Origin of the sequence: Paenibacillus allorhizoplanae, from assembly GCF_927798215.1 — a bacterium.
Taxonomy (GTDB): Bacteria; Bacillota; Bacilli; order Paenibacillales; family NBRC-103111; genus Paenibacillus_E; species Paenibacillus_E allorhizoplanae.
On sequence record NZ_CAKMMW010000036.1, the window covers coordinates 20,054 to 47,008 of the forward strand.

A 26,955-nucleotide genomic window follows, 5' to 3' on the forward strand; every position below is an offset into this window, starting at 1 on the left:
AGCCTTTTATAATCGCGATTCATGTAAGCGTTTACGAATTGGCGGGGGGAGTAAGACAATGCAAACAAATCACAACAGGCCTGACTGGAAAAAGCGACTTTTATTTATCTCTTTGCAAACGAAGCTAGTGGGGGCCTTTGTACTCGTTTCCTTACTGGTGGGGATCACGAGCGGATTATCTTACATATATATCAAAAAAGTGGACAACTCCTACACGGAGCTGCTCGATACGAATGTTAGATTACTCCAGGATGTTGCAGAAATCAAAGAAAAAACACAGATGCAAACGAGCTTTTTGTTTGGTTATGTGCTGGATCCAACGAAGGACAGGGAGAAGCTTTTAACAGATATGAATGGGAAGCTTTCCTCGATCATTACGAAAATGCAAGATACGGACGGCAACGAGGAGGAACAATCCGCTGTTGGGTCTATGCTGGAGGCGAATCAAACATTCGCCAGGTTGGTTCAAAAGGTGGTTGCTTACGGTGAAAAAGGCGACACCTCCTTGGCAAAAGCGGAAGCTATGCAATGGGCGATTCCAACAACGGAAACATTGACGCAAGCGGCGGCTAAAATTGAAGAGCTCGAAGCTGTCATTCAGGCAGATGCTTCTGCTCAAAATCATCAGACCGTCTCTGCAATGATTAAGACATTGATTTGGGTGAGCGGAGCGGCGTTAGTATTTGCACTAGTTATTGGTTTCTTGGTCTCGCGTTCTATTGTGGTGCCAGTGCGCTCCATGGTGAGAACGGCAGAGCGAATCGCGAATTGCGATTTATCCGGGGGCGATATTGGCGTGAAAAGCCGCGATGAGCTGCAGGATTTGGCGACAGCCTTCAATCAGATGAAAGGCAATCTGCAGGACTTGATTCGCCAAGTGGGCAGAAGTAGCGAGCAGGTTGCTGCAGCTTCGGAAGAGCTAAGTGCGAATTCCAATCAAGTTAGTGAGTTATCGGAGCGGATCACGGGAACGATTCAAATCATTTCGCAGGGTACGAATGCACAGGTAGGCAGTGTCCACCAAGGTGTGGCCATCATGGAGGAAATGTCAGCGGCAGTTACGCAGATTGCTAGTGTCACGCAGACGGCGAATAAGCAGTCTTTGTTTGCGCAGCAGGAGGCGGGGGAAGGCACAGCTGCGATTGAGACTGCGGTAAGGCAGATGCAGGCTATTTATGGCAAGATGAAGGAGCTCGCTATCTCGGTCGATCGATTAAGCGGCCGTTCCGAGAAAATCGTCAACGCGAATGCGATGATTGCTGGTATTGCGCGGCAGACGAACATGCTGGCGCTTAATGCTTCGATTGAGGCGGCACGTGCAGGAGCCGCGGGTAAAGGGTTTGCTGTGGTTGCGGAGGAAGTCCGCAAGCTGTCCATGCAGACCGGCGCAGCGGCGGAGGAAGTGGCGGCTCTCGTCACGAGTATCCAGGAGGAGACGAGGGACGTTATGCGTTCCACCGAGGCGGGCAGCCGCGAGGTGGAGACGGGGCTTGATGTCGTCGGCGAAGCGGGAGCGACGTTTGGGCGCATTCGTTCGGCGATGGACGAGGTGGCTCGTCAGATCGAGGAAGTGGCGGGATGCTCGGAGGCTATCTCCGAGAAGACGCTCGTTGCGGTTGGCGTGATTCGCGCCATCGACGAGGTGGCGGGGCAGACCGCTGCGGGCGCGAAGAACGTCTCCGCCAATATCGAGGGGCAGTATGCGAGTATGGAGGAGATCGTCTCTTCCGCGACGGTGCTGAGCAGCATGGCTGCGGAGCTGCAGGGATTGATTGGACGGTTTCGGGTGTGAGGGCGTGTCTGCAACGTATATCCGAATGTTGATCGACTTGATTTCGGATAAAGAGAAGCTCGTAGCAGCCTCAAGAGTCGACACATAGCGTATCGAGGGTATTTGACATTAGTTTGACATCAAACTATAATATGATTATGGAAACTAGAGATGCAATTTCATTAATCTCCAAAATTAGAGAGAAAGTAAATCGATTTATTGTAGCAGAGATGGATAAAAATGGTATTAGCGGGATTGGCACATCGCATGGTGATATCTTCTATGCGCTATTTAAGAATCCCAGGCTAACTATGGCGGACATATCGAAGAAAATTAGTAAGGATAAATCCACAGTCACAGCGCTAGTCGATAAGTTGGTTCGGCTCGGATATGTGATGAAGGAGAGGGACAAAGAAGATACGAGGGTTGTTTATGTGGCTTTAACCCAAAAGGGTAGTGAATTGAAACCACTCTTTGAATCGATATCGAAAGAGATGTTAGACGCCTTTTACTTAAACATCTCTGATGAAGAAAAAGAAGAACTGCTTCACATTTTAAAAAAAATTTATAGTAACCTATAAATTTTTTTGTGTAAAAATAGTTTGACGTAAAACTAAATGAGGAGGAACTGGTCATGAGAGATTTTACGAAAGAATTGCCCGCTCATACGGAGAAATACATCGGGGATTACGATTTATTTATAGAGATATTCCAGGGGGAAAGCCTCTCGAAAGCAACTAAACAAAAGCCTCCTTTGCTTTTTGTACATGGCGCCTTTACAGGAAGTTGGATGTGGAGCAAGTATATACCACACTTTATCGACGAAGGTTGGAAATGCTATGTCATGAACTTGAGAAGTCACTATAAAAGTAGGCAACTAGATATGACTATCATAACTTTTGAGGACTACTTGGAGGACATTAATGAGGCTATTGCTGAGTGTGGTGTTCCGCCGATAGTTATCGGATTTAGCATGGGAGGGATCTTAAGCGAGAAGTTGGCTGAAACCGTCGAGATCGCCGGGTTGGTGTTGATCGATTCCGTCATAAGCAGAGAGGTTCATAAAGCCGTACCATACAAGGAATTAGGCAGAAGGATATCTGAAATCATCGTGCCTGCCCCAGTACGTGAAGAGCAATCCAGCATAGATGAATCTGCGGATGACATTGAATTTCAAAGAAAGTATTTGGCAACCGAGTCAGCAAAGGCATTTAACGCTTTTATATTCTCACCCGAAGCAAAGGGGATATCCATTGACAGCAGTTTAATTTCTTGTCCGTGTGTGGTTATCAAAGCTGTAAACTGTGATGACGACGATCGCCGGGGTAGGGTCACAGCGGAGCATCTCCGTGCTGAATATAGAGGGCTTTGGAACACAACACATACCGGTGTGCTCGTAGGACAGAGATATATGGAAGCGGTAGATGCAATTATGGAATGGTTAAAGAGATTCTAAACCAAATAAGGGCTGTCCTGATGTAGTGTATCTACTTCAAGGGACAGCCCTTTATCATTTCTGTACGAGCATAAGAAGGCTCAAGCACATCTTTCCTTGCATTGTGACCAGAAGAAGCAGATATGTCCTAAATGTCCTGCATATAATTCAATATCAGCATTCTTCGTTCGATAGCAAACGAAAAGACGATTTCCCTTGTGCTCAGCATGTTCGGTTCAGATTTGAAATTTGCGAAGAGAGGAGTTATTCCCTTTGATGGAAGCCGCAAGTAAAATAATGAAATTATTTGTGCTAACGAGTGGGGTCGCCTTGTTTGATATTGTCATGCTTTCACCGGGACTTCTAGGCATTGGAATCGGACACAGTGCGTTACAAACGGCACTCACCGTTTCCATTTTGCTCGGAAGCACCTTGGTATTGCTATTTGGCATTTATAGCGTAGTCATGAAGCCGAACGTTCGATTTCCCGTCAAACAGATGAAGAGCCCCGAAGATGTAGAGGGTGCTTTGAAACAATTCAAGGGTGTCAAATCCCTCTCACAGGAAATTGCGCTTGGCTTTCACCAATTGGAGCGAATGCGTAAAAAACAAGAGACCATACGAAGTGTCCTCATCCAGAGGTTTGAACCGAGCGGACTTAGCTTTCAGAAATTTGCTTCTACGACGCAAGAGGTGGAGAAGTTATTTTTTCACAATATTCGGAGTATGATAAACCGTCTCCATGTGTTCGATGAAGAGGAGTTTCAAAGTATCTCTAAACAAAATACGAGCCAGTTGTCCCCCGAGCTTTTGCAAGAAAAAAGAACCGTTCATAAAGCACATATGTCGTTTGTTAAATCCGCTTTACATATAAATGAAGAAATTTTGCTCAAATTGGATAGGTTGCTGTTAGAAATTTCTCGACTAGATAGTCTGGATATTGGTGATATCGGGCAAATGCCGGGCATGCAAGAGATTGATGCTTTGATCAAGCAAACACAATTCTACAAACAGTAGAGGTGGTGCTCAAAACATGAATAAAACGAAGTTTTTCTTTATATCGCTTCTTATTGTGATTATTGTATTTATCGGTGTTTATGCTGGCGTTTCGTTCACGGCCAATATTGGCAAATCCCAAACGCAAGTGACAGCGGAGAGTGCTGTAAAGCAATTGAACAAGATGTACGAGAAGATCTCAGTGGTGAACGGAACACCAGTCAAAGGACAGATTGATATTAATCCAGCGGATGTCGCTTCATCTCTGCCTGATATTTCGAAATTTCCAATTACGGTGAATAATACGACGGATTATTTCGTAGAGATTTTCTCCTCGACAGAGAAATCCGGCAGTGGGGTGGATGGTTGGTTAACGGATGTAGCGAACGAATTTAATAAAGCACAGATTGTGGTTAACGGGAAGACGGCCTCTGTCAAAATTCGTAATATTGCTTCTGGGACAGCGACGGACTATATCAAGTCAGGCAAATATGTGCCGGATGCTTTTACACCTTCGAATGAGTTATGGGGGGAGATGATCAAATCTGGCGGTCCCAAAATACAACTAGTCACAAAAAGTCTGGTAGGAAATGTCCCCGGTATTGTGATTTCGAAGAAAAAATATGATGCCCTCGTTGCCAAATACGGCTCTATCAATGTAAATACCGTGACGCAAGCTATTTCAAATAATGAATTTGCTATGGGTTATACGGACCCTTTCGCGAGTTCAACCGGCCTCAACTTTCTCGTAACAGCTTTAAGTACATGGGATAATAAAAATCCAATTAGTGAGAAGGCCGTTCAAGAATTTGAGAAATTCCAAACGAACGTGCCCTTTATCGCATCTACAACGATTCAAATGCGAGATGCTGCGAAGTCGGGGATGCTGGATGGCTTCGTGTTGGAATATCAGACTTTCCAGAATGCGCCGGAGCTTACGAATGACTACGTATTTACACCTTTCGGATATAGACATGATAGCCCACTCTATGCGCTTGGTGATCTGCCAATCGTGAAACTTGACGTGATTAAGCGATTTGCTGAATTTGTTACACAGGCGAAATATCAACAAGCAGCCAAGGATAAAGGGTTTAATGGGCTAGAAAATTACAAGAGTGAGCTCCCAGCCATCGATGGAAATACACTTACTTCTGCTCAAAAGGTTTGGAAAGAAAAGAAGAACGGAAGCAAGCCTCTTGCCGCTGTTTTTGTTACGGATGTATCTGGCAGCATGGACGGTAAGCCCATTAGTCGATTGAAAGAATCTCTGCTCAAAGGCCAGAAATACCTGGGCAAAGAAAATAGAATTGGTCTCGTATCCTACTCGAACGGGGTTACGATCAATCTCCCCATTGCCAAGTACGATACGAATCAGCAATCACTGTTTGTGGGTACCGTTGGTATGCTCCAAGCAGGGGGAGGAACAGCGACATTTGATGCCATTGCCGTTGCCATGAAAATGCTGCAAGACTATATGGTAGCAGATCCCAATGTGAAACCGATCATCTTCGTATTGAGTGATGGGGAAACCAATGCAGGCCATTCCTTGAAGGACATTCGAGGGCTGATCGAAACGTTGCAGATTCCCATCTATACGATTGGCTATAATGCCGATATTGCGGCGCTTCAGAGCATTTCCAGTATCAATGAGGCGGCAAGCATTAATGCGGACACGGATGATGTTGTTTATAAAATAAGTAATCTGCTTAACGTCCAGATGTAGGTTAACTTACCGTTCAAAGGGGGAGCAACGATGTCATTTTCGATGGAAATTGCTGGCGACGAGGTGCTTAAAGCCGTTGTAGAGGAACAAGTGAAGCCTGTTCCAGAGGAAGTTGTTAAGCTGAAAGCACAAGCGGAACAGAATGTACAGACGATCATGGAGATCGATCTCGATTCGCTGGAGAAACGCAAAAATATTTTGGCAGCAGTAGAAAACTTTGGTATTGAGACGATGCGAGCATCCTCCCAGAAAAATGCTTTACTCCAAGTAACGATAGGGCAGCTATCGAGGGCTGGTGACGAGGGGGGGATCGTTGCCAAAGGATTAGGGGAGTTGCAACTCCAAATGAAGGACCTCGATCCTAGCGGGATCGACTTCGTCAAACGCGGGTTTTTAGGGAAGTTTTTTAACCCACTAAGGTCCTACTTCCACCAGTTTGATAAAGCGGACATGGTCATTGCCGAAATTATCGAAACACTGAATAAAGGGAAGTTAGGGCTGAAGGATGACAATACGACACTTCTTCTCGAACAGCATGCACTGCGTGATCTTACCAAAAAGCTCCGCAAGGAGATCCAGCTAGTTTCTTATATGGATGAATCCATTGAAGCTCAAATCGCGCTTGCCAAAGCCCGAAATGATGATCCAGAGAAGATCCAATTCATAACGGAAGAGGTGCTTTTTCCACTTCGTCAGAGGACGCTCGATATGCAAGCGATGATGGCGGTCAACCAACAAGGCTTTATTACCTTTGAGGTTGTTATCCGGAATAATAAGGAACTTATTCGCGGGGTAGATCGTGCAAGCACGGTAACGGTAGCGGCTCTGCGCGTCGCCGTTACGGCGGCAAGTGCGCTAGCCAATCAGCGGGTAGTGCTGAAGCAACTCAACGCGTTGTACAATACGACCAATACGTTTATTGAACATACGGGGCAGATGTTGAAGCAACAAGGTGTGGATATTCAAAAAGGCGCCATTGAGGCCAGCATTTCAGCAGAATCGCTCAAAAAAGCATTCGCCGACAGCTTTGAAGCCTTGCAGGCGATCAGTACCTATAAGCAAGAAGCGCTTCCGAAAATGCGTGAAACGATTACCCAATTCCGTGAGCTGGCTGAAACGGGAGAGAAGCAGATTTTGCGGCTGGAAAGAGGCGCGGCTGTGGGGTTATAAGGAAAAAGGAACTTCGGACTTCTTCAAGTCTGAGGTTCCTTTTGTTTGTTCCAGGGCTTGCTGTGGATAACTGGATTTTGTGTAGTCCTGCTAAATAGCTGTACATTTTCCAGAAATAGTTTCGACTATTGGTCAAAGGTACCCTAGTCCCGAATCTCCACAATCAACTCGATTTCCACAGGCGTGTGGAAAGGAAGATCGCTCGTGCCGATCGCGGAACGGGCATGCTTGCCGTTTTCGCCGAAGATCTCAACGAGCAGGTTGGACGCACCGTTGATCACATAAGGCTGGTCGCCAAAGCCAGATTCGCTGTTGACGAAGCCGAGCATTTTGACGATTTTGACAACACGGTCTAGATCGCCAAGATATCCTTTCATCACCGCTAAGCAGTTGATAATGGTCTGTCGTGCTGCCTCTTGGCCTTGCTCAATCGTGACTTCACGGCCGAGTTTACCTTCATACATGAGCTCACCGTTGATGCGGCAATCTTGGCCGGACAAGTAGATCAAGTTACCTGTTTGATTGCATGGAATATACGTGAAACGCGGTTCTGGGGAAGGGGGGAGCGTGATACCAAGTTCTTGCAATCGTTGTTCAATAATGGACATATGAATGACCTCCAAGTCAAAGTTAGGTTTAGGTTTTATTAGAAAATTTAGTGCTTGCAGCAATGCTGTGCGCGAATGAAGCTGCCTTCCCGCGCATGCGTGTGTTGACCGCCTGTCAACGATAACGCACCATTCACGACAACATGCGAGATGCCATCCGGATACTGTCTCGGATTTTCGAACGTCGCATGATCCTGAATGGTATCCGGATTGAACACGGCTACATCCGCGATGTAGCCAGGAACAATCAGCCCTCGCTTACCTAGCTTGAAGCGCTGAACAGGGAACGATGTCACTTTGCGCACCGCTTGCTCCAGGGTCAAAATACGATTCTCGCGGACATACTTCGCAAATACACGAGGGAACGTCCCATATAAGCGTGGATGCGGCTTCCCTGTGTCACAAGTGAGACTATCTGACGCGATGAGCGATTTATCGTAAGCAACAACTTGCTTCACATCCTCGTCAGACATATGGAAGTAGACGATGGAGATACGGCCTTCTTCTTCCAAAAGGAGATCCATCATACAATCCGCTGGCTCTTGCCCGCGGATTTCGCTGATCTCGGCAAGGTGCTTGCCTTCGAGATGGCGATTGCTCTCTGTATGCATGGCGGAAAGGAACACACTTTGCCAGCCTGTGGAACAAACCAAGTTGTCCCACGCGGTCTGTTCGTGGCTCAATTCTTCGCGAACATGGGCACGAAGCGAAGGATCACGCAGCACCTCAAGCGCACTTTCGATTCCGCCTTCGAGCACCCAAGGAGGAAGAATTGTTGTTAAGCTAGTAGAACCTGCATTATACGGATACACATCACAAGTGACGTCCATGCCACGAGAGCGTGCATCTTCAATGAGCTCTAGCGCATCGGTAATTTGCCCCCAGTTGCGTTTGCCAGCTGCTTTGAGGTGAGAGATGTGCAGGGAAACGCCAGCTTTCTCGGCAATCCAGATGACTTCCTTCACAGAAGGTAAAAGATTGTTGCCTTCACCACGAATATGCGTGGAGAAAAGACCGTTATACTTCGGCAATACGGAGCATAACTCGGCGATTTCTTCTTTGCTCGTATAGCTGCCAGGTGCGTAAAGCAGCCCGATGGAGAAGCCAATCGCACCGGCCCGCAGGCCATCTTCGAGCATCGCCTTCATCTGTGCGATTTCTGGCAGTGTTGCTGGACGATTGGCGAAGCCCATCACTGCGATACGCAGTGCGCCATGCGCCACATAGGTGGCCATATGCTCAGATGGGCGCGAGTTCGCGACGGCATCCATATATTCGGCGACCGTTTCCCATGGCCATTGCCATTTGGTTTGACCTAACACCGGCTGAACATAGCTTTGGAGAAGCTCAGCTTGGGAAGGGACGAAGGGAGCAGGAGCGAGTCCGCAATTGCCGACAACTTCAGCCGTAACGCCTTGACGCATTTTGATTTCACTATGCGGATAATCAAAGATCATCAGATCGGAATGGCAATGGCCATCAATAAAGCCAGGTGAGATGACTTGCTTATTCACATCGATGACCTTCAAAGCATCCTCATGAAGTTGACCAACAGCGACGATTTTGTTGCCTTGGATGCCAACATCGCCAGCAAACCAAGGATTACCAGTGCCATCGACAATGCGTCCGTTTTTCAAAATAAGATCCAACATGATGGGGCACCTCCCAAATTTATTCAGCAATTACAGCTATTCCAGCATGCCTCGGGCAAGCACAGGCACACGTTCAAATGTGTCACCGCGTTGCATGACAACATGATTATGCAGGTTAATCGTACTGCAAATATGATTCGGAATAATGCGCAGCTGGTCGCCGACTTTCAGGTCAGCGGCTTGTGCCAGAGGGCCAAGCTCGACCATGCCATGCTCTTCGGTCATCCGCACGAGAAGTGCATCCTCCAGGCCATGAATATGGCCGAAGCCGCGCAGCTGCAAGGGATTCGTGCCCGGTTGCACGTCGGTCGCGAAGGTTTTGCTGCCGCCGTCGACGATCGCCAGATCCGCCGATGGCCGGCTCACGACGGTGACGAGCACGCTGCCGGCGCAGTCATCGAGCTCGCAGACGCCAAGCTGCGCCTGCATCCGGTCTTGATAGACGTAGGTGCCGGGACGGACCTCCGTCACCCCTTCGACAGCCGCGGCATACAAGGCCGTCGGCGTCGAGCCAACGCTGACGTCCGCGATGGCGATGCCCGCGGCTTTGAGGCGGTCAGCCAGCTGTACCATCAGCTGGCCCTCCTCAAGACCGGCGGCCGCCACATCAAGCGTGGGCTTGCCGGCAAGCAAGGCGCCGCGGAACGTGTAGATGCCGGTCAGCCGCAGATGCGGCATTCCGGCAATCTCCGCTGCCAGCGCGGCGGCCTCTTCGTAAGGCACACCGGTTCTGCGCAGCCCGGTGTCTATCTCTAACCGAACCTGCAGCGTATGACCATGCTTGGCCGCGGTCTGCTCCATCAGCTGGGCACCGGCCAAGCTGTCGACCCCAACGATAAGCTCAATCTGCTCGCTTATACGAATAGCTCGTTCAATCTTGCTCGCGGTCACCAAAGGATACGCGATAAAGATATTAGGAATTCCATGCGCCGCCATAACCTCGGCCTCTGACACTTTTGCCACCGTAATGCCAACAGCACCGGCGTCAATTTGTTGCTGAGCGACAGAAGGAAGCTTATGCGTTTTCGCATGCGGACGTAGTTTAACACCATTTTGCCGAACACGTTCTGCCATGGTTGCTATATTCCGTGCCAGGATATCTGTATCAATAAGGACGCAAGGCGTTTCTAGGGAGATGGTCATAGCGATTCACTCTCTTTCGCGTTACTTTTGCCCTCTTCCAGATGGCTGTAAAGGGTGTATTTGGAAATGTTGAGATAGGTGCAGATTTTCTCGCCGCCTTTTTTAATCAGAAAAGCACCTTTCGCATCGAGAAGCTGAATCATGCGCATCTTATCTTCCTTGGTCATGACGGCAACGGGTTTGTCGATGACCTCTTGCGCTTCTTGAATCAGGGCATCGAGTAGATCGCTTACGCTCGTTACGAACGATTCCCTTACCTCAGCTTGCTCACCAGCGGGATTAATGAGGTTCTTCAATGTTTTCTCGGCGACCATGAGATCCGTGATGTCCATGTTGATGCAGAGTGAACCGATGATTTTGCCTGCTTTATTTTTCATATACATCGAGCTGGATCGGAGAATGCGGCCGTCCTTCGTTTGGGTCAAATAGTTGAATTTGTTGCCGTTTACATGATTGCCTCGCAGCAGCTCAAGACCTAGATTCGTGCCAGGATCTCCGACTTTACGTCCCGTGATGTGGCCGTTGGCAATGGCGACGATAGAACTTTCATAAGACCCCGTCAAATCGTGCAGCACGACCTCACAGTTCTCGCCGAATTGAGCGGCAAGGCCTGTTACCATATCTGTCAAAAATACGAATTCATCCTGAATGGATTCCATACCGGTTATCCCCCCCTTACAGGTTGTAGGTTATTCTGAGCAAAATGGTAACACAAACTTTTCGGATGTCAAACAAAAAGTTTGTTAGACTAAAAAAAAGTATGATTTTCCAGTATCGCTCATGATACTATGGTAAAAAGATTAGGGTATGTGGAATGATAAGTGTTGCCAGAAGATGGATTGCTAGATGAATGGAGGATTTCCCATGAAGCGGTGGTTTGCCAAATCACTCAATCGCAAGCTCTCATTGCTAATTTTATTCGCAGTTGTATTACCTTTACTTACGATGGGAACGGTCTCTTATCGGATTGCAACCTCGGTCACCGAGGATAAAGCGAAGGAAGCAGGGATGAATACCCTGAGGCAGATGACAGATAAGCTTGATTTTGTTATTCAGGACGTGGAGAACATGTCGATCTTCTTGATCGGACAGAGGGATGTCCAGGCCTACCTTGGCAAAGAAGAAAGTGATATCAATCTGTATTCGCAGCTTATCGGGACCTTATGGAACTTATCCTATTCCAAAAAGTATATTGCCAACATTACCATTACGCCGAAAAACAGTAATCCTGTGTTATATACAACAACGATTACGAATTCAGGTTTGGCACCACTTTTGCAACAGTACGAAACAACGAATAAATCAGCACCCAAATGGTGGTCGCCGCTCTATGACATTCAAACTTCCGATGGTTTACGAAAGGTCATTTCACTGGTCAGACCGATTCGGGATTTCAGCTTATTCAAAACGTTGGGCACTTTATCCTTTTCTCTAGATCAATCAGAGATTGAGCATTATTTGACGGATGCAGGCTGGGAAACGAGCGGGTTTGTCGTCTTGGTAGACGCGAATAATCGTATTATTGCTGGCAGCGATCGGAAGTGGTTGATGAAGGATATGTCCGATGTATTCCCCAACCTGCATGGACTTACAGAAACAAGCGGCGTGTCAAATTTGCTGCAAGGAATGCATCCGTATACGGTTCTCTACAACGGACTTCCACGTGTGGGTTGGAAATTAGTAGGATTCATACCGACCGAAATCTATCAAAAGCAAAATGGCTTCGTTCTGACCGTAACGGCTGTCACCATTCTCATTGCGCTCTTGCTAGCGATGGCACTGGTCATTTATTTCTTGCGATGGGTCACGAACCCGCTGATGAAATTGACCAAATATCTCAAAGATCTGAACCCTGACGAGATGATTCCGACATTTGAGGTGAAAAGCGTAGATGAGGTCGGCCTGCTCGTTCACAGCTACAATAAACTGAGTGACCGCATCAGCCGTCTGAAGGATCAAGTTCAGCTGAACGAAGCGATGAAAAAGGAGGCGGATATTATGGCGCTGCAAGCACAGATTAATCCGCACTTTTTATATAACACCTTGTCGTCTATCCACTGGATTGCCTTGATGAATAAGGATCGACAAATTGCCGAGATGGTCGGTGCACTCAGTGATTTCTTGCGTTTTAGCTTAAATAAGGGTGAGGAGTTCTGTGTCGTTCAGCAGGAAGTTTCCCATGCACGGAACTATGCGTATATTCAAGCGATTCGATTCCCGGATCAGTTTGAGATTGAATTCTTTATTGACCCTGAAATGACGCAGAGTGTGATGTTGAAGCTGCTGCTTCAGCCCTTGATTGAGAATAGCTTGATTCACGGCATACAGAAGAAAAAAACCAAAGGACACATTTATGTCCATGGCGAGCTGCGTGAGCATGATATGAAATTTGTTGTGGAAGATACAGGGATCGGGATGGATGAAGTGAAGCTGAGAGATATTCATGGGCAGCTGGCTTTGGCTAATCAGAAGTTAGGGATCCGAAGTGAAGCGGATGAAGAGAGGAAGAAAGTTATGACCAGTTATGGACTTATTAATGTGCACCGCAGGTTGCTGCTGCATTACGGTGCGGGGGCGGGCCTTGTTTTGGAGAGTACGCTGGGAACAGGTACCCGAATTACATTCCTAATTCCGCGTGAGAGGGGAGAGTCGTCAGTATGAGAATTCTGATTGTGGATGACGAAGTTATTATTCGTACGGGCCTATGTACGGTGATCGATTGGAAAGAGCTTGGCTTGGAACTGCTGCCTGCCGCTTCTTCCGCTGAAGAGGCTTTAGAGCGCATTCCGCAGGAGAAGCCGCATATCGTTTTGACCGATATCCGGATGTCAGGGATGGACGGTATCGAACTTGCCCGGGAAATAAAGCTAATCCTACCGGATACGGAGATTGTTATTCTCACGGGATATGATGATTTCAACTACGCGCAACAGGCTTTGCGTGGCGGGGTAACGGATTATTTGCTGAAAACCAGCCGTCCGGAGGAGATTATTAAAGCGGCACTGAAAGCAAAGCAGAACATCATGGATAAATGGGAGTCGGTGAAGCAGGACCACCGTAGACAGGCCGCGCTGCGCTCACAATTGCTAGAAAGGGCTCTGAATCGTGGCTTGCACGATGATGATGAAGCGCGCACTCAGCTTCATCAGTGGTTTCGTAAAAGTGGCGTCGACACCGCTGAGGATGATGGTGCGGGGATTGCAAGACAGGTGCTTCTCGTAGCCTGTTCGGGCTGGGTGACATTCGCTGATCTACTGCAAGGTGCAGCAGAGAATATGTTGTACGAGCTTCTCCCTTGCGTGACGCTGATGAATAAAGACCATTTCGTCATGGTCGTTCGGTACGAGGCTGGGATAACGGATGCCGCGGGTCTCAATAAAGCGCTTCAACGTGTCACTGAAACACTGAAATGCGCCGTTTTCGCTGCGCTTGGAACAGTTGCGCACGATGATGAGGGTCTCCGAGAGTCTTATCGTGCTGCCACGGAAGTTTTCGCTTACCAGGGGTTGCTGGGCTCGACTGGCCTTTACACGCCCCAAGATATTCGTGATCGAAGCGGGAGCCGCACGGTGTGCACGGAGAAAGAGGAGTCGGAGCTTGCCGCGATTCTCATGAATGATAATGCGACGGATCTTAGACACTGGGTCAATCACAAGGTTCGCACACAGCTGGAGGATACAGCTGCTACACCGCTTTCCGTTCAAGGGTACATACAGTCTCTTGTAGTAGCCGGCCATCGCTGGTTAGAGAGAGCTAGTACGGCAGAGCAAGATCTATCTGCACTAAGCGCGCTATCTAAGCTAGAGGGAGAAGGCCGTCCTGAAGAGGAAGTGTTCAAAGTGTTGTCAGCGCTCATGAACATTTTCCATCAGGGGCTCGATCAGAATAAGTATGCGTATATCCATAAGGCGATTGCATACATTCGGGATCATTTGCATCAGCCAATTACGCTCCAGCAAGTTGCAGGTTACGTCCATATCAATCCCAATCATTTCAGTGAGGTATTTAAGCGGGAGACCGGCTGCACCTATATCGAGTTTGTTACTCGGGAACGGATGAAATTAGCCATAGATATTGTGCAGAGCACACAAATGAAAGTGAGCGATATTGCTAGACGAGTGGGTTATGAGGATATCAAATACTTTACGCAGCAGTTCAAAAAGTACACGGGAAGAACACCATCCGAGTATCGACAAGGGGCAAAGACTGAAATATGACCCCCTTCGCACCGAAGTCTCTCCCGTACCAGGGCAGAGAAATGTCCCCTATACTAAAGGAGTAACGAAGAAAGCTTGCAAGTAGAGGAGCTAGTTGCTACGAAACTTTTAGGAGGTCCGAACGAATGAAAAAGTCATTTATCGTTACACTGGCGGCTGCGATGTCACTTTCGTTGATAGCAGGTTGTGGGTCGAATGGAACTACGGATGGGGCAAAAGATAGCACGGCACCAGCTAAAACAGAGACAGCGAAACCTGGTGAGAAAGTTAAGCTTTCTATCTGGCACAACTATACAGGCGAAGATACACGTGCCAAAACGATGCGCGAATATATGGAAAAGTTCAAGAAGGATCATCCGAATGTGGAGTTGGATATTCAGGGGATACCACCCGATGGGTACCGTCCTCGCCTGAAAACTGTAGCAGCAGCGAATGAGATGCCGGATCTGTTCGTTATGTGGCCTGGTGTAATGACGAAGGAGTTCGTCGGTGGCGATTTGATCCAACCGATCAATGAGCTTCTGGATAGCAAGGCAGAGTGGAAGGGTAACTTTATGCCAGGTTCCTTCGATGATTTCACGATTTCTGGCAAAACCTATGCAGCACCTATGGCCTTATCGCCAACATCCATTCTTTATTACAACAAAGAAATCTTCAACAAATATAACGTACAACCACCGAAAACGTGGGACGACATGATGAAGCTAGTAGAAACGTTCAAAAAGAATAACGTAACACCAATCGCGCTTGGTAACAAAGCAGCGTGGGTTGCACAATCGAGCATCCTAAGCTCATTGGCTGACCGCGTGACAGGAACAGAATGGTTCTTGAAGGCAGTTGATCAAAATGGTGCGAAGTTTACGGATCCTGAATTTGTTCAATCCTTGACGTACTTACAACAGCTTGGTAAAGCCGGAGCTTTCCAAGATGGCTTCAACAGTATTGATAACACACAGATGGAGCAAATGTTCGCGCAAGGGAAAGCAGCGATGATGATCGATGGTGGCTGGGCATTGCCGAACTTAGCAGCTAGCGCCTCCAAAGAAGCATTGGCGAACATGGCTGTTACCGTTTTACCTTCCGTACCGAATGGTAAGGGAGATCCGAACACACTATCCGGTGTTGTAGGAACAGGATTGGGTATGAGCAAAAAAGTTACTGGCGCACAGAAAGCAGCTGCTTACGAGTTGATCTATGCATTGTCTGGTCCAGAAGCACAGAAAGCCATCTTAGAAGGCAATCAGCTTGTTAGTTACAAGGTAGCTTTGGATACAAGCAAAGTAACATCTCTATTCGCAGAAGTTTACAAAATGATGGGCACTGTGAAAATGACGCCTGTCTATGACGGCAGATTGAGTTCATCCAGTGCAGATGTTGTAAATAACGGACTTCAAGAGCTTCTGATGGGCGGCAAGCCAGAGGATATTGCTAAGAAAGTGCAAGATGCGCAAGCGAAAGCTCTCGGCAAATAAGGTTAGGCCAAAGGACTCCAGCCTCAGCTCGGCTGGAGCCTTTTTTCCAAAAAAAGCTTACAAGGAGGGGCATCATGAACGTGTCCGCAAGAATGAGAGGATTCATTACCATAGGGCTCCTTCCAGCCTTAATCATTTATTTGTTTTTTGTTGTCGTTCCACTCTTTTGGTCGGCGTACTATGGCTTTTTTGACTGGAAAGGCATTGGCGCAGCGAAATTTATTGGGATGGATAACTATATCGAAGTATTTACAGATCCAATCTTTTGGAAAGCCTTTAAAAATAACATGCTTATCGTTGCCGCTTCCGTCTTTGGACAGGTTCCGATCGCTATGATCCTAGCGCTTCTTTTGATGCGCAGCACACCTTTTCAACGAATTATTCGTGCTTCAGTTTTTATGCCCATGGTATTGTCCTCAGTTGTTGTCGGGATTATCTGGGGATACATTTATCACCCGCAAATCGGTATTCTGAACTTCTTGCTTGATGGTGTTGGTCTTGATAGTTGGAAGAAAGCTTGGCTCTCCGATCCGAAAGTATCGATGTTCGCACTGATGGTGCCGATCATCTGGAATTATATTGGTCCTTATATGATTATGTTTATTGCTGCGTTACAAAATATTTCTCCTGAAATTGAAGATGCTGCCCAGTTGGATGGCGTCGGACCGGTACGTAAGCTATTTGCTGTCACACTCCCTATGATTTGGGATACGGTGAAAGTGGCGATCGTGCTTTGTATTTCGGGCTCCTTAAAGGCGTTCGATCTCATTTACGTCATGACAGGCGGCGGCCCTGCGCATTCCACGGAATTGCTGGCTTCCTATATGTATAACAGTACCTTCAATGTGTATCGCTTCGGATTCGGTAGTGCACTTTCCACAGCGATTATTATTCTTAGCCTGCTCTTGATTGTAGGCAGTCAGTATTTAATGAAGCGAGACTATCGCTAACACCGATCATCTAATTCGTCAGGAGGGACATCTATGAAGCAGGTTGTAGCGATGCAGACGGGTTTTCCCGCTGGAGCCAAGCAACGTAAAGTGTGGACGCGCGGCGCCATCAATGCCGTTTTATCCTTATATGCGCTAGTCACGTTGTATCCATTAATATGGCTATTTATTAGTGCCGTTAAATCCAATGAAGAGTTTTATTCCCGGCCGTTTCTGCTGCCGACAGTTTGGAAGTGGGATAACCTTATCCGCGCATGGAAAGTTTCGGGAATGGGACTCTCCTTGTGGAACTCCACAGTTGTAACGGTAGCATCTTTAATACTTACGCTGATTCTAGGCGCATTGGCAGCCTTTGTTATTGCGCGGTTTGAGTTTAAATTGAAGGCATTTTTCACAGGACTTTTTCTGTTAGGCATGCTCATTCCGATTCACAGCACATTAGTACCTCTCTTTATTATCATGAAAAAAATAGGGCTGTTGAACACGTACGGCGCACTTATTTTGCCCTATGTCGCATTTGAGTTACCCTTAGCGATCTTCATAGTAGCTGCTTACTTAGTCAGTATTCCAAAAGAAATCGAAGAAGCCGCGCTTATTGATGGTACGGGCTACTGGGGAATTTTCTTCCGCATGATGCTTCCGCTAAGTGTACCTGCACTATCAACCGTTGCCATTCTTGGCTTTCTACGATTCTGGAATGACTTCGCATTCGCTCTTGTCTTTATTAGTAAGCCTGCACTCAAAACCGTACCGCTTAGCTTATCCGCCTTTGCCACAGGTTACATGACGGATTACGAATTGACGATGGCGGCACTCGCGATTGCTGTGCTTCCAACGATTATCGTGTTCTTGCTGTTCCAGGAGCAGATTATGAAGGGGATGACGGCTGGAGCGGTGAAGGGGTAGTTATAGCTGCCCCTTGCTGTGGTGATAAATTGCAACTCTACAGAGTGGGGAAACGTGAAGAGCGTTTCGATAGTGATAGCAAACAGGCATACAGATGCGAAACTTTGCATCTGTATGCCTGTTTATTGAATCAGAAGAAGCGTGAAAATAAGAACTTGAAGCACAAGTGGAGAAGGTAAAACAAGAGTGGAGTGGGAGCAGAAAGTAACTTAAAAGTAGTAAAAAGCTAGTCGGAGAGTTAAAGTGTAGCTGATGAGTAGAAGTGGACCAAAATAGGAGCAGCAAAAGAGTAGGAGAAGAGCAGCAAAAGAGTAGCAAAAGAGCGCAAAAGAGTAGAACAAGACTAGAAAAAAGTGCTCGCCAACGAAATAGCTGGAAAATATCCAGCTATTCCTGCCCAATTTCATCGAAAATGGAAGATAACTGGATTTTCTCCATCTATTTTTGGTCTATTTCATTGAAACCCTAATTATCCGGTAAATTAGATGTATCTTTTCCATTTATTTTACTAATTCAGCCAAATAGCCTGGAATTAGATGTAGTTTTTCCTGTTAACTCCAATCGAGCGAGACGAGTCACCACATCGAGCTCCTTACTACTTCTCCAACGCTACGATTTCCCCTTGCGGGTCATCTCCGCAAGCGAAACCCACTGCTCATCGGTCACCTCGAGCAGATCGTTGAACTGTCCGGCACCTTGCAGCCACTCGCCGCCGTCAATGGTGATCACTTCGCCGTTAATATACCCGGCGAAGTCTGAAATCAGATAAGCGGCGAGGTTCGCCAGCTCATCTTTTTCCCCGACGCGTCCCAGTGGGACGCGGTGCAAGAGCTTCTGCGACAGCTCGGGCGTGGGAGCCAATCGGCTCCACGCGCCGTCGGTCGGAAACAGCCCCGGCGCGATAGCCACTTGCCGGATCCCGTACCGCGCCCACTCGACGGCGAGTGAGCGGGTAAGGGCAAGCACGCCGGCCTTCGCGGCGGCGGAAGGCACAACAAAGGCGGATCCGGTGGAGGCGTAGGAGGTGACGATGTTCAGCATCGTACCGCCTACGCCTTGCTCGATCCACCTTTTACCCAGCTCCAACGTGGTGTAGAACGTCCCGTGGAGCACAATGTTCAGCACCGCATCGACTGCTCGCGGTGATAAGTGCTCGGTCGGGCTGGCAAAGTTGCCCGCCGCATTATTGATCAGCACGTCGATGCGACCGAAGTGCTGTTCCACGGCCGTGATCATGGCAGCAACCTGCTGTGGATCACGTACATCGCAGGGATGGTAGAACACATCCCCGCCGCCAACAGCCATTTCAGCCGCAGCTTTCGCAAGTACTTCTTCTCGTCTACTCGTGATAGCCAGCTTAGCTCCAAGCGACAGGAACTTCTCACCCATCGCGCGGCCAAGACCTGTGCCGCCGCCAGTAATAAGTACTACTTTATCTTGTAGTAATGCTCCATCGAACATAGGATTCACGCTCCTTTTTAAAATATAGAGTTTCTATGTTTCACTTAATAAGTGGGTTAAATTTTCCATAAACACTGTGAGAAGTCCTTGTTGGACGGGGGAGTCGTTTATTTTACCTCATGGGTATGGATATTAATTTCATGAAATCTTTATGCCCTTAATGCTATGGATAGCGCTTACATTAGTGCTGATAACTCATGTTCTCATACCAGCAACCTTACTGTCCAGTACCAATAGATGCATTGTCACCGTGCACAATCCCTGTACTTTATGTTGTGCAGATAACCAATAACAGTTGAATTGACCTTTGTAATGTTGTATTCTAGTCAATAAAAATTAGAGACAGAGGAGTGGCAAGAGTGGAGATTAAAGTAGACGATTTATCCGGTCCTGAAGTAAGAGCACTCATTATGGAGCACCTTTTACATATGCAATCATTATCCCCACCTGAGAGTACGCATGCCCTAAATCTAGATGGGTTGAAAAAGCCAGATGTGACCTTTTGGAGTGGTTGGGAACAAGGGGAATTAGTTGGTTGCGGGGCTCTCAAAGAGCTGGATCGTCAACATGGCGAGTTAAAATCAATGCGAACTTCCTCCGCACATCATAGAAAAGGAGTCGCGAAGCGAATCCTTGAACACGTTGTTAATGAAGCGAAGCAACGCGGCTATACGCGAATAAGCTTAGAAACGGGATCCATGGAAGCTTTCGAGCCAGCTAGAAAGTTATATGAAAATTTTGGGTTTTCCTACTGCAAACCGTTCGCGAATTACACGGATGACCCGCTAAGTTCATTTATGACGTTGGAATTATAAGATCGTAATAGCGGAGACCTTCAGGATGTTGCTGGGGGTCTTTTTTTCATTGTGTATAAAACTATACAGGCTGCTCATTTCATTGTTACTGGAGTTCGGAATCTCCTTATTCAGAATAAAGCGATAGGGTAACGCTATTTGCACGGGTGAATCGTTTTGAGAGCCAATAAGACGATGGGATAACGTTATACTATCCAAAGCCAGAGATATTGAAGGTCAAGGAGAGTGATAACGTTTATGCCACACCTTTATTGATTCCTTAACGTTAGTTTCACGTCCTGATCGAATCCATAACCTTTATCCGCAATGTGCGAAAAGAGGAGGTCTCATTCGACCTCCCCCTCAAGCCCCACATCCATTACTCCGCCAAAACAAACTTCTCCAACACATGCCTCACGCCATCTTCGTTATTGCTCTTCGTCACGAAGTTCGCCAATGCTTTCAGCTCAGGCAGGGCATTCTCCATGGCCACGCCGAGGCCTGCAACTTCAAGCATCTCTCGATCATTCCATGCATCGCCTAGTGCAATTACTTCATCTAATGAGCATCCGATGTGCTCAGCAAGGAACGTGATCGCATGTCCCTTCGTACCTTCCTTATGCATAAACTCCAAATAGTGCGGCTTGGATTTCGTAATATGCAGCTTATCACCCAGTAGAGGGAGCAGCTCCTCACGGATTCGGTCGCAAACCTCCGGTGTATCCACGATCAGCATTTTTGGCTGTGGGATATCGATCCATTGACGCAAATCACCAATAATATAAGGTGTCTTGGATAAGCTCACGTATTTTTTAATCTTATCGTTATCCTCAGCTGCATAAAGCTCATCCCCATGGTAAAGCTGAAGATGATAGTTGTTCTTCTCGCAGTAATCAAGTAGGAAGCGGGCACTTTCGACAGGAACAGTGCGCTCGTAGAGGACTTCCTCGTCTAGTAAATTTTTGATCAAAGCTCCTTGATACGTAATGATAGGGACGTTGAGTCCAATCCGATTGGCAATTTTGGCGGCAGAAGGAAAGCTTCTTCCTGTGGCGATGGTGACCGTTACCCCTTTGGCAACAGCTTGATGCATGGCCTCAACCGTCTCTAGTGAAATCGTCAAATCATCACGCAGCAGCGTATCATCCAAGTCAGCAGCAACTAATTTATACGTCATGTTTCTCACCGATCCTATTCATCTTCTCTATTAAAATTCTGCTAATAGCATACCCGAATTGCTAGCGAATTGCTACAATAAGCGCATAGGAGATAGCTAAAAGGAGGCACTTTCACGATGACATCCCCATACACGAATGACTTGGAGAAATGGCTTAGATCGCATGCGAACAAGGGAAATGCAATAAGTATGGAAGCTTATATGAAGAATAATTTTCCATTCCTCGGCATTCGAAATCCAGAACGCGTGGCACTGACCAAACAATTCACGAAGGAACATGGTTTCCCGAAAGGGGAGGAGGGCATTCGCATTGCGCAGGAACTGTGGCAATTGCCTGAGCGTGAGTTTGCTTATACGGCTATTTTGGTGCTTCTGCAAGTTAGAAAAACAGTGAACGCTGAGCACATTGACGTGCTGGAGCATTACATCGTAACCCAATCCTGGTGGGACACGGTAGATACGATTGCGGATCACTTGATCGGTTTTCATCTCCAGCGATTTCCCGAGCTAATTCCCGCTTATGTGGAGAAATGGTTAGCTTCCAATAACATGTGGCTGCAGCGAACCGCTATTCTTTTTCAGTTGAAGTATAAAAAGAAGACCGACGTGCAGCTGCTGTTTCACTGTATTAAGACGATGGCACATTCGAAAGAGTTCTTCATTCGCAAAGCGATTGGATGGGCACTGCGCGAGTATTCCAAGACGGATGCTGAGGCCGTGGAATCTTTCGTTGCAAACACAGCGTTATCACCGCTAAGTGTCAGAGAGGCATTGAAGGTCATTCATAAGAAATTTGCAGAACATTAGAACATATCGGGCTGCTCCTCTAATGTATTGACATTGATAATCATTTTCATTATTATGAATTGAGAATCAATATCATACATAAATCGATACTCAGGAGGGTCCACCTTGCCACGTTTCAATACAACAAAAACTACTAAAGTTACTTTCACTGTCCTATCAGTATGCATGGCAGCTCTACTAGCAACAGCTTGCGGAAGTAACAAAGATGCAGCAAGCACAACAACACCTGCAACTTCAACTGCTCCGGCAGCTACTGCAGCAGCGACAGCAACACCTGCGCCTACTGTTGATAAAGTTATAAAAGATAGCATGGGCCACGATGTTAAGGTTCCAGCCAACCCGAAAGCAGTTATCGCTTCCTACTTGGAAGATCCACTTCTTGCACTTGGTGTTAAACCAGTTGTTCAGTGGTCCGTGAAAGGTTCAACTGTTCAAGATTACCTACAAACACAACTTGCTGGGGTACCAACAATTGGTTATGATCTTCCAGTTGAATCGGTCTTGAAAGCTACTCCTGATTTCATGATTGTAGGCAACGAGTCTGCTGTTGAAAAAGGTCTTTACGATCAGTACTCCAAAGTCGTACCTACATTCGTACTAGGAAGTGAAGTAACAGCTGACTTCCGCAAGACGCTTTTGAAAATGGGCGAAATTCTTAACAAATCAGATGCGGCGAATGCAGCACTGAAAAAATATGATCAAAAAGTAACAGAGACCAAAGCGAAGCTTGCAGCAACTGTTGGTGATAAAAAGGTTGCGATCCTTTGGCTAACGAACAAAGCTTTCTACGTCGTTAATGGTAAAGTAGCAAGTGGTGCGGTTGCTTATGGCGATCTTGGTTTGAAATTGCCTAATATTCTAGCTGTCCTGCCAGATGCGACAGCGAACTGGACACCAATCTCCCTAGAGAAGCTTGCACAATTGGATGCAGACTACATATTCTTGGTTAACAGTGATAAAGGTCAAGCTGGGAATTTAGAAGATCCGCTATGGAAGAACGTTCCTGCTGTTAAATCAGGCAAAGTATTCGAAATGGACACGAAGAGCAGCTGGTTGTACAACGGTGTAATCGCTGGCGAGCGCGTGATGGACGATATCGTTAAAGTCATTAAATAATTGGGGGCTAGGGTATGACGGGTTCAGATAAACGAGTTCCCGCAATCCATCCGCCATTAAAATCCCGTCCATTAGCTGCATCAGCCATTATTATTGGAGGACTGGCTTTGTTGCTGATCAGCCTGATTGCCTCCATATCGGTTGGGGCAGCTGATATCTCCTTCGGCGAGGTATGGCAAGCCATCTTTCAATTTAATGCTGATTCGACTCAGCATTTGATCATCCAACAATTAAGGCTTCCGCGAGCAATCGCTGGAGCATTGGTTGGGGCTGCTTTTGCTGTGGCAGGGGCGATTATGCAAGGTGTTACACGCAATCCGTTATCGGACCCGGGTATTCTTGGTATCAACGCAGGTGCAGGCTTTATGCTTGCCCTGTGTTTTGCCTTTTTACCACAGCTGCCGTTTCACTATGTCATTCTATTTTCATTCCTCGGTGCTGCAATAGGAACTGGGCTTGTCTATGGCATTAGTGCGCTGGCGAAGGGTGGCGTAACACCTGTTCGAATCGTTCTGGCGGGGTCTGCTGTCAGTGCTTTACTTCTGGCGCTCAGCGAAGGGATTGCGATTACCTACCATATTGGTCAGGATCTCGCTTTTTGGTTTGCAGGTGGGGTTGCAGGTACGAAGTGGTTGCAAGTTGATATTATGGCACCTTGGATTATCGTTGCCTTACTAGGCGCGTTTTTCATCTCACCTTGGATTACGCTGTTAAGCATGGGGGAAGATGTGGCAACAGGCCTCGGTTTACGGACAGGGCTTGTGAAGCTTGCAGCATTCGTGCTGGTTCTTGTCCTTGCAGGTGCAGCTGTGGCAACAGTAGGAGCTATTGGATTCATTGGTCTTATTATTCCGCACGTTGTTCGCTATCTCGTGGGTGTTGATTATCGTTGGATCATCCCGACCTCAGCCGTATTAGGCGGGTTGCTGGTCGTGCTGGCTGATATCGGAGCCCGCATGGTGAATCCACCATTTGAGACGCCGATAGGTTCCATTATTGCTCTGATTGGTGTGCCCTTCTTCCTCTATCTGGCGCGTAAAAAGGGGAGGGATTAGGCTATGACATCCATGCAATCTGGCAGTATCAAGAAACCGAGATTAGCTAAAGCGATCACGGTGATGTCGATTTTAATGGTCCTAATAATCATCGTATTTATTATTAGTATGAACACTGGCGTGATTCGTTTGAGTCCACTTGAGGTGCTTCGAACGTTTTTCGGAGGCGGGACAGCGAAGCAAGGTATTATTCTGTGGGATTTCCGGCTTCCACGTATCGTGATTTCAATCCTGGTTGGAGCGGGGTTAGCGGTTTCTGGAGCCATCTTGCAGGGGATTTCACGAAATATGCTAGCTGATCCAGGTATTCTAGGCATTAATGCAGGAGCAGGACTCGCGATCATTCTGGTCGTATCCTTTTATCCCAATAATGTTGGGGCACCGTTGTTCTTCATGCCGATGATCGCTATGCTGGGCGCCGGCTTGGCCGCTTTACTGATCTATACGCTTTCGTATGTCAAAGGCAAGGGAATCTCGTCATCCCGCCTGCTCCTTGTGGGTATCGCGGTTTCCGCGGGTATTGCTTCTCTGATGGTTGTACTGAGCATTCGCTTGGATCCGACTGATTTTCAGTTTGTTCAGATCTGGCTAGCAGGTAGTATCTGGGGAACCAACTGGAAGTTTGTTCTCGCCTTATTACCGTGGATCGTCGTTCTTATTCCTTACGTTATGTTTAAAGCCAATGTGCTGAATGTGCTGAATCTAGGCGAAATGACGTCCATTGGACTCGGGATAAGGATGGAGCGGGAACGCCTTGGGTTGCTGGCTGCAGCCGTTGCACTTGCAGGCGCATGCGTCGCGGTCGGTGGGGGGATTGGCTTTGTAGGGTTGATAGGTCCGCATCTGGCACGAAGATTAGTTGGACCTAAGCATCAATACTTGATTCCGGCTTCGGCACTCACCGGAGGGCTGCTGCTTATTGTCGCGGACACGATAGCACGGGGGATGTTTCAGCCGACGGAGGTTCCGACTGGCATCGTGGCCGCTGTTATCGGAGCGCCATATTTTCTGTATTTATTAGTTCGAACGCGAGCTTCGTAAGAGGACAAATATAGAAATCCACAGTAGGCTTAGTAGCCTGTTGTGGATTTTTCTCATTTTACAAGTGAAATAGGAAATGTTAGATATCATGACGCATATACTAATTCAATAAATATTTGTTATATATATTGACATAAACATTACATTGGTTTAAAGTAATTAAAATTATTCTCTAGCGCGCTGGCGCCTACGAGAGGCAAAGGGAGAGATGGGAGATGGCTCACATGCGAACAAATGATTTGTTAGCGAGATTACCGAAGGTGGATCTTCATTTACATTTAGATGGAAGTGTGAAGCCCGAGACGATATTGGAGCTCGCTCTCGAGCAAGGCATATCACTCCCTGTTTACGACAAGGATGGGTTGATCCCGCATATGCGCGTGACGGACAATTGCGGCAGTCTGATTGAATACTTAGGTAAATTCGATTTTACGACACGTTTTCTACAAACAGGTGCAGCCTTAGAGCGTGTAGCTTATGAAGTCGTTGAGCAATCCGTGGAGCATAACTGTCGTTATGTGGAGGTGCGCTTCGCGCCTCAATTGCATCGCAACATGGGGTTAACCTTGGAAGAGACGTTCCACTACGTCACGCAAGGATTAAAGCGTGCTAGGCGCGATTTTGGAACGAGATTCGGTGTTATTGCCATTTGTATGCGGAATCACGCTTGTGCAGATAATTTGGAAGTCATTGAAGCAGCCGCCAAGTTCGTAGGGAAGGGCGTAGTTGCTGTTGATTTGGCTGGTGATGAAGCGAATTATCCGCCTGAGTTTTTCCGAGAAGTGTTCGCTAGATCACATAAGCTCGGCATTCCTGTGACCATTCATGCTGGTGAGGCAGCTGGTGCGGTTAACGTTTACGAGGCGGTTACACATCTAGGGGCAACCCGAATCGGGCATGGGGTAAGACTTCGGGAGAATGCCGCTATTCTGGAGATGATCAAAGATCGCCGTATTCCATTAGAAATGTGTCCGATCTCCAATATCCAAACGAAGGCTGTGGCTTCGTGGGAGGCTTATCCGATCCGGGAGTACTTGGATCAAGGTTTGATCGTAACGATCAACACTGATAATCCTAGTGTATCGGGAACCGATATTACGAAAGAGTATCGCACGATCGCTGATCGATTCGCTTTTACAACGCCGGAGCTTGTGAAGTTGATCATGAATGGTGTAGAGGCCGCTTTTATGGAAGAAGATGATAAAGGGATATTCAGACAAGAGATGGAGGCTGAGCTTAACAGCCTGGGTGTATATAATTAAATGAAGTGGTAGAGGATCTGTTGCGATTATGCAGCAGATTTTTTTGTTCACGCTAGGAAAGCAAAGCTTACCCAGAGTCAAAGTCAAAGCAAAGTTAAAGCCGAAGCTCAAGTCGAAGTCGAAGTCGAAGTCGAAGTCGAAGTCGAAGTCGAAGTCGAAGTCGAAGTCGAAGTCGAAGTCGAAGTCCAAGTCCAAGTCC

The 26,955-nt window shown here is 47.2% G+C and carries 23 protein-coding genes; 17 read left to right on the forward strand and 6 right to left on the reverse strand.

What is annotated here, in order from left to right; all coding sequences use genetic code 11:
* Positions 1–58 precede the first annotated feature (58 nt).
* The 6 genes from L6I86_RS33075 (at position 59) to L6I86_RS33100 (ending at position 7,095) form a co-directional block, all read left to right on the forward strand.
* Positions 59–1,792, forward strand: a complete 1,734-nt coding sequence (locus L6I86_RS33075; RefSeq protein ID WP_236292973.1) for a methyl-accepting chemotaxis protein — start codon at positions 59–61, stop codon at positions 1,790–1,792.
* Between the two features lie 137 nt (positions 1,793–1,929).
* The gene (locus tag L6I86_RS33080; protein WP_236292975.1) at positions 1,930–2,352 is read left to right on the forward strand and encodes a MarR family winged helix-turn-helix transcriptional regulator; all 423 of its coding nucleotides are present in this window, start codon (positions 1,930–1,932) and stop codon (positions 2,350–2,352) included.
* A gap of 53 nt (positions 2,353–2,405) precedes the next feature.
* The gene (locus tag L6I86_RS33085; RefSeq protein WP_236292977.1) at positions 2,406–3,227 is read left to right on the forward strand and encodes an alpha/beta hydrolase family protein; all 822 of its coding nucleotides are present in this window, start codon (positions 2,406–2,408) and stop codon (positions 3,225–3,227) included.
* A 255-nt stretch (positions 3,228–3,482) separates the two neighbouring features.
* Entirely contained in the window at positions 3,483–4,223 is a 741-nt protein-coding gene (locus L6I86_RS33090) for a hypothetical protein (protein WP_236292979.1), read from the forward strand.
* A 16-nt stretch (positions 4,224–4,239) separates the two neighbouring features.
* Positions 4,240–5,925: a vWA domain-containing protein gene (locus L6I86_RS33095; protein WP_236292981.1), complete on the forward strand. Its 1,686-nt coding sequence runs from the start codon at positions 4,240–4,242 to the stop codon at positions 5,923–5,925.
* 30 nt (positions 5,926–5,955) lie between these two features.
* Positions 5,956–7,095, forward strand: coding sequence for a toxic anion resistance protein (locus L6I86_RS33100; protein ID WP_236292983.1), 1,140 nt, complete (start codon positions 5,956–5,958; stop codon positions 7,093–7,095).
* 143 nt (positions 7,096–7,238) lie between these two features.
* Here L6I86_RS33100 and L6I86_RS33105 read toward each other — a convergent pair whose 3' ends face one another.
* Genes L6I86_RS33105 through L6I86_RS33120 form a run of 4 tightly spaced genes read right to left on the reverse strand, consistent with a single transcriptional unit; the run spans position 7,239 to position 11,157 of the window.
* Complete coding sequence (locus L6I86_RS33105) at positions 7,239–7,703, reverse strand: RidA family protein (protein ID WP_057313891.1); 465 nt, start codon at positions 7,701–7,703, stop codon at positions 7,239–7,241.
* A gap of 47 nt (positions 7,704–7,750) precedes the next feature.
* On the reverse strand, positions 7,751–9,355 hold the full coding sequence (locus tag L6I86_RS33110) for an N-acyl-D-amino-acid deacylase family protein (RefSeq protein ID WP_236292985.1): 1,605 nt from the start codon (positions 9,353–9,355) through the stop codon (positions 7,751–7,753).
* 36 nt (positions 9,356–9,391) lie between these two features.
* Entirely contained in the window at positions 9,392–10,498 is a 1,107-nt protein-coding gene (locus L6I86_RS33115; protein WP_236292987.1) for an alanine racemase, read from the reverse strand.
* A complete protein-coding gene (locus tag L6I86_RS33120; RefSeq protein WP_236292989.1) occupies positions 10,495–11,157 on the reverse strand; it encodes a helix-turn-helix transcriptional regulator in 663 nt (220 codons plus the stop codon). Before L6I86_RS33120 ends, L6I86_RS33115 begins: the two co-directional genes overlap by 4 nt.
* 205 nt (positions 11,158–11,362) lie before the next feature.
* On the opposite strand from L6I86_RS33120, the gene L6I86_RS33125 reads away from it, so the two are divergent.
* The 5 genes from L6I86_RS33125 to L6I86_RS33145 all read left to right on the forward strand — a co-directional run bounded on the left by L6I86_RS33125 (position 11,363) and on the right by L6I86_RS33145 (position 18,043).
* Positions 11,363–13,159, forward strand: coding sequence for a cache domain-containing sensor histidine kinase (locus L6I86_RS33125; protein ID WP_236292991.1), 1,797 nt, complete (start codon positions 11,363–11,365; stop codon positions 13,157–13,159).
* Positions 13,156–14,715, forward strand: coding sequence for a response regulator transcription factor (locus tag L6I86_RS33130; RefSeq protein ID WP_236292993.1), 1,560 nt, complete (start codon positions 13,156–13,158; stop codon positions 14,713–14,715). Before L6I86_RS33125 ends, L6I86_RS33130 begins: the two co-directional genes overlap by 4 nt.
* 125 nt (positions 14,716–14,840) lie before the next feature.
* Complete coding sequence (locus L6I86_RS33135) at positions 14,841–16,187, forward strand: extracellular solute-binding protein (protein WP_236292995.1); 1,347 nt, start codon at positions 14,841–14,843, stop codon at positions 16,185–16,187.
* Positions 16,188–16,261: 74 nt separating this feature from the next.
* A complete protein-coding gene (locus L6I86_RS33140; RefSeq protein WP_236292997.1) occupies positions 16,262–17,137 on the forward strand; it encodes a carbohydrate ABC transporter permease in 876 nt (291 codons plus the stop codon).
* 51 nt (positions 17,138–17,188) lie between these two features.
* Positions 17,189–18,043 carry a carbohydrate ABC transporter permease gene (locus L6I86_RS33145; protein ID WP_420851963.1) on the forward strand — a complete coding sequence of 285 codons (855 nt, stop codon included), beginning with the start codon at positions 17,189–17,191 and terminating at the stop codon, positions 18,041–18,043.
* A 609-nt stretch (positions 18,044–18,652) separates the two neighbouring features.
* On the opposite strand, the gene L6I86_RS33150 is transcribed toward L6I86_RS33145, so the two are convergent.
* Positions 18,653–19,504 carry an SDR family oxidoreductase gene (locus L6I86_RS33150; protein ID WP_236293001.1) on the reverse strand — a complete coding sequence of 284 codons (852 nt, stop codon included), beginning with the start codon at positions 19,502–19,504 and terminating at the stop codon, positions 18,653–18,655.
* Between the two features lie 359 nt (positions 19,505–19,863).
* On the opposite strand from L6I86_RS33150, the gene L6I86_RS33155 reads away from it, so the two are divergent.
* Positions 19,864–20,319 (forward strand): GNAT family N-acetyltransferase, encoded by a 456-nt coding sequence (locus L6I86_RS33155; protein WP_236293003.1) that lies wholly within the window; start codon positions 19,864–19,866, stop codon positions 20,317–20,319.
* 358 nt (positions 20,320–20,677) lie between these two features.
* On the opposite strand, the gene L6I86_RS33160 is transcribed toward L6I86_RS33155, so the two are convergent.
* Positions 20,678–21,475, reverse strand: a complete 798-nt coding sequence (locus L6I86_RS33160; RefSeq protein ID WP_236293005.1) for a Cof-type HAD-IIB family hydrolase — start codon at positions 21,473–21,475, stop codon at positions 20,678–20,680.
* Positions 21,476–21,592: 117 nt separating this feature from the next.
* On the opposite strand from L6I86_RS33160, the gene L6I86_RS33165 reads away from it, so the two are divergent.
* From L6I86_RS33165 to add, 5 genes are all read left to right on the forward strand, one after another.
* The gene (locus tag L6I86_RS33165) at positions 21,593–22,282 is read left to right on the forward strand and encodes a DNA alkylation repair protein (RefSeq protein ID WP_236293007.1); all 690 of its coding nucleotides are present in this window, start codon (positions 21,593–21,595) and stop codon (positions 22,280–22,282) included.
* A 165-nt stretch (positions 22,283–22,447) separates the two neighbouring features.
* Entirely contained in the window at positions 22,448–23,398 is a 951-nt protein-coding gene (locus L6I86_RS33170) for an ABC transporter substrate-binding protein (RefSeq protein WP_236293009.1), read from the forward strand.
* A 14-nt stretch (positions 23,399–23,412) separates the two neighbouring features.
* On the forward strand, positions 23,413–24,453 hold the full coding sequence (locus L6I86_RS33175; RefSeq protein WP_236293011.1) for a FecCD family ABC transporter permease: 1,041 nt from the start codon (positions 23,413–23,415) through the stop codon (positions 24,451–24,453).
* A gap of 3 nt (positions 24,454–24,456) precedes the next feature.
* Positions 24,457–25,494, forward strand: a complete 1,038-nt coding sequence (locus tag L6I86_RS33180; protein ID WP_236293013.1) for a FecCD family ABC transporter permease — start codon at positions 24,457–24,459, stop codon at positions 25,492–25,494.
* A gap of 224 nt (positions 25,495–25,718) precedes the next feature.
* Positions 25,719–26,756 carry an adenosine deaminase gene (gene add / locus L6I86_RS33185; protein ID WP_236293015.1) on the forward strand — a complete coding sequence of 346 codons (1,038 nt, stop codon included), beginning with the start codon at positions 25,719–25,721 and terminating at the stop codon, positions 26,754–26,756.
* The last annotated feature ends 199 nt before the right edge of the window (positions 26,757–26,955 follow it).